Here is a 1,238-nt window from a genome sequence, read left to right as displayed (position 1 = left end):
CTGGCTCCTCGACCACTTCTGGTGGGGCTCGATCTTCCTGATCAACGTCCCGATGGTCGCGATCGGCATCACGGCCTGCGTCTTCCTGCTCCCGGAGACGACCGACCCGTCGTCCCCCAGGGTCGACGTCGCCTCCACCGCGCTCACCGCGGCCGGACTCGGCGCGCTCATCTACGGGATCATCGAGGCCCCGGTGCGCGGCTGGGGCGACCCACTGGTCCTCGGCATGCTGGGCGGCGCGGCCGTGCTGATCGCCGCGCTCGTCCTGCGGGAGCGGAACATGCCGCGCCCGATGCTCGACATGTCGCTGCTGCGCCACCGCGGCTTCCTCCTGAACACCCTCGCGGCGACGCTCGTCATGTTCGTCCTGTCGGGCCTGATGTTCGTGCTTCCGCAGTATCTGCAGGCGGTGCTCGGCCATGACGCCTTCGGCACCGGTGTGCGGATGCTGCCGCTGATGGGCGGCCTCCTCGTCGCCGCGAAGGGCGCGGAGCCCGTCGTACGCCGCTTCGGTCCGCGTGCGGTGATCAGCGCCGGGCTCGTCGTCCTCGCCTTCGCGGCGATCCTCGGCAGCCGCACGACGATCGAATCCGGTTACGGCTTCACCGCGCTGTGGCTCACCATCGCCGGCCTCGGCTTCGGCTTCGCCGTCGTGCCGGCCATGGACTCGGCCCTCGGGGCGCTCCCCGTGGACCGGGCGGGATCGGGCACGGGGCTCCTGATGACCGTGCGGCAGGTGGGCAGCGCCATCGGGATCGCGCTGCTCGGCTCGCTGCTGTCCAGCGTGTACGTCGACCGGTTGGACACCGGGAAGCTTCCGGCCGGGGCCGCGGACACCGCGGGTGAGTCGGTGGTGGCCGCCCACGCGGTCGCCGACCGGCTCGGGGTCACGCGGCTCGTCCACTCCGCCGATGAGGCGTACATCGACGGCATGGCACTGGTCCTCCTGGTGAGCGGGATCGCGGCGCTGGTGACGGCGCTGCTGGTCGCGGCGCTGCTGCCGAAGACGGCTCCCGCGCCGCCGGACGACGCCGGCATGGCACGGCAGCCGGAGGATGCCCGACAATGAGGGCCATGACGGCCGCACGTACCTCCGCTTCCGCACAAGGCGCCCACCTGGGACTTCGCGAACGGAAGAAGCTCAAGACCCGCATCGCGATCCGTGAGGCCACGTACCGGCTGATCAATGAGCAGGGATACGACGCGACGACGGTCGAGCAGATCGCGGAGGCCGCGGA

At 71.2% G+C, this 1,238-nt stretch carries 2 protein-coding genes; both read left to right on the top strand.

Annotated features, from left to right (window positions below; all coding sequences use genetic code 11):
* Nucleotides 1-1,069, top strand: a 1,069-nt coding sequence (locus ACZ5CR_RS45990; RefSeq protein ID WP_468869892.1) for an MFS transporter, incomplete at its 5' end; no start/stop codon positions are given.
* A gap of 5 nt (nucleotides 1,070-1,074) precedes the next feature.
* Nucleotides 1,075-1,238, top strand: a 164-nt coding sequence (locus tag ACZ5CR_RS45985; RefSeq protein WP_468869897.1) for a TetR family transcriptional regulator, incomplete at its 3' end; no start/stop codon positions are given.

The organism is Streptomyces sp. NPDC031274 (assembly GCF_055570235.1).
The sequence above is the reverse complement of the archived record's forward strand: the minus strand, read 5'-3'. Positions and strand labels throughout refer to the sequence as shown.